The following is a 2,267-nucleotide window of genomic DNA, read 5'->3' on the forward strand; positions in this document are numbered from 1 at the left end:
CCGTCGGTTCCTGCGGCTCGCGCGAGTGGGAACGGCGCGAGTGGGAACGGCGCGGGTGGGAACAGCGCGGGTGGATCCGCCGGTGGGGCTCGGGCGGGCGGTGGTGGTCGGGCGAACGGCGGCGGGTCCCGCGGTGCGACGGCCACGGTGGCCGGCCGGGTGGTCAACCCGGACCTGGTCCGGCTCTCCCGGGACGAGAGCCGGGCGATGCCCGGTGGCTACGGCAACGGCCGGGGTCGCGGCGGGCCCGGGCCGCGGCGGCGGATGTGGGTGCCGGGCCGGCCGGAGGTCGTCGAGCGTCTTGGCCGGGACGGCCTGCTGCCCGCGATCGTGTTCGTGTTCAGCCGGGCCGGCTGCGATGACGCGGTTACCTCCTGCGTGCGTGCCGGGCTGCGCCTGGTCGGTCCGGCCGAGCAGCAGCGGATCCGGACGATTGTCCGCGAGCGCACCGCCGGGATCCCCGAGGCCGATCTCGGCGTCCTCGGCTACTGGGCGTGGGTGGAGGGCCTGGAGCGGGGCATCGCCTCCCACCATGCTGGGATGCTGCCCACCTTCAAGGAGATCGTCGAGGAGCTGTTCGTCCAGGGGCTGGTCCGCGTCGTGTTCGCCACCGAGACGCTGGCGCTCGGTATCAACATGCCGGCCCGCACCGTCGTCCTGGAACGGCTGACGAAGTTTAACGGCGAGAGCCGTGTCGACATCACCCCCGGGGAGTACACGCAGCTCACCGGCCGCGCCGGCCGCCGCGGTATCGACGTGGAGGGGCACGCCGTCGTGCTGTGGCAGTCGGGGCTGGACCCGCTGGCGCTGGCCGGGCTCGCGTCCACCCGCACCTATCCGCTGCGCTCGTCGTTTCGTCCCTCCTACAACATGGCGGTGAACCTCGTCGGCCGGCTCGGGGCCGACCGGGCCCGTGCCGTGCTCGAGTCGTCGTTCGCGCAGTTCCAGGCCGACCGGGACGTGGTGGGCCTGGCGCGGGTGGTGCGGCGCAACACCGAGGCGATCGACGAGATGCGCGCGCAGCTGAGCTGCGACCGTGGGGATGCCGCCGAGTACGACCGGATCCGGCGCGACATCCGCGAGCGGGAGGCGGCGCTGTCGCGGGAGGGCTCGGCGCGTCGGCGGGCCGAGTCGGCGGCGGCGCTGGGCCGGCTGCGCACCGGCGACATCGTGCGGGTGCCCGCCGGGCGGCGCAGCGGGCTCGCCGTCGTCCTCGACGCCGACGCGAACGCGGTCGGCGCCGAAGGGCCCCGTCCCGTCGTGTTGACCGCGGACAAGCAGGTGCGGCGGCTGTCGCTGGTCGACTTCCCGGTCGCGGTGGAGCCGATCGGGCGGGTTCGGGTGCCGCGGTCGTTCAACCCGCGCTCGCCGCAGTCCCGCCGGGATCTGGCCTCCTCGCTGCGGGCCGCGGACGTCGACCCCGACGGTCCGCCCGGCCGGCGGGCCCGGGCCCGGTCGGCGGCCGCGGACGACGCCGAACTTGCCCGGCTGCGTCGCACCCTGCGCGCCCACCCGGTGCACGACTGCCCGCGCCGCGAGGAGCACCTGCGCTCCGCCGAGCAGGCCAACCGGCTCGCCAAGGAGACCGCGGCGATCTCCCGCAAGGTCGAGGGCCGCACGAACACGGTCGCGAAGACGTTCGACCGGGTCCGCGCGGCGCTGGCGGAGCTCGGCTATCTCGACGGCGACACCGTCACCGACGCCGGCCGGGTGCTCGCCCGCATCTACTCCGAGCAGGACCTGCTCGTCGCCGAATGCCTGCGCGCCGGCATCTGGGCGGAACTGACCCCGCCGGCGCTTGCCGCCGCCGTGTCCACCCTGGTCTTCGAGCCGCGCGGCGACGACGTCGGCGTCCCGGCGCTGCCCGGCGGTGCGGCGCTGCGTGACTGCCTGGACGAGATGAGTCGCCTGGCGGCCCGCCTCGCCGCGACCGAGCAGGGCCACCGGCTGAGCTTTCTGCGCCCACCCGAGCTCGGATTCGTGCCCGCCGCCCACGACTGGGCGGTGGGTCGGCCACTGGAACGGGTCCTCACCGACAGCGGGCTGGAGCTGACCGCCGGCGACTTCGTCCGGTGGATGCGCCAACTGCTCGACCTGCTCGACCAGATCGCCAAGGTCGCCCCCGACGACTCCGGGGTGCGCCGCACCGCCCGCTCCGCGATGGACGCACTGCGTCGCGGCATCATCGCCTACGCGACGAGCGTCTGAGCGCCGAGATCATGGCTGTGGGCGCGGGCATGGCTGTGGGTTCGGGCATGGCTGTGGGC

At 74.9% G+C, this 2,267-nt stretch carries 1 protein-coding gene; it reads left to right on the forward strand.

Annotation, left to right across the window (positions count from 1 at the left end; genetic code table 11):
- On the forward strand, window positions 1–2,208 hold a 2,208-nt coding region (locus tag NBZ83_RS31740; protein ID WP_261576464.1), incomplete at its 5' end, for a DEAD/DEAH box helicase.
- Between the last annotated feature and the right edge of the window lie 59 nt (window positions 2,209–2,267).

Source organism: Frankia gtarii (genome assembly GCF_025403375.1).
Taxonomy (GTDB): domain Bacteria; phylum Actinomycetota; class Actinomycetes; order Frankiales; family Frankiaceae; genus Frankia; species Frankia gtarii.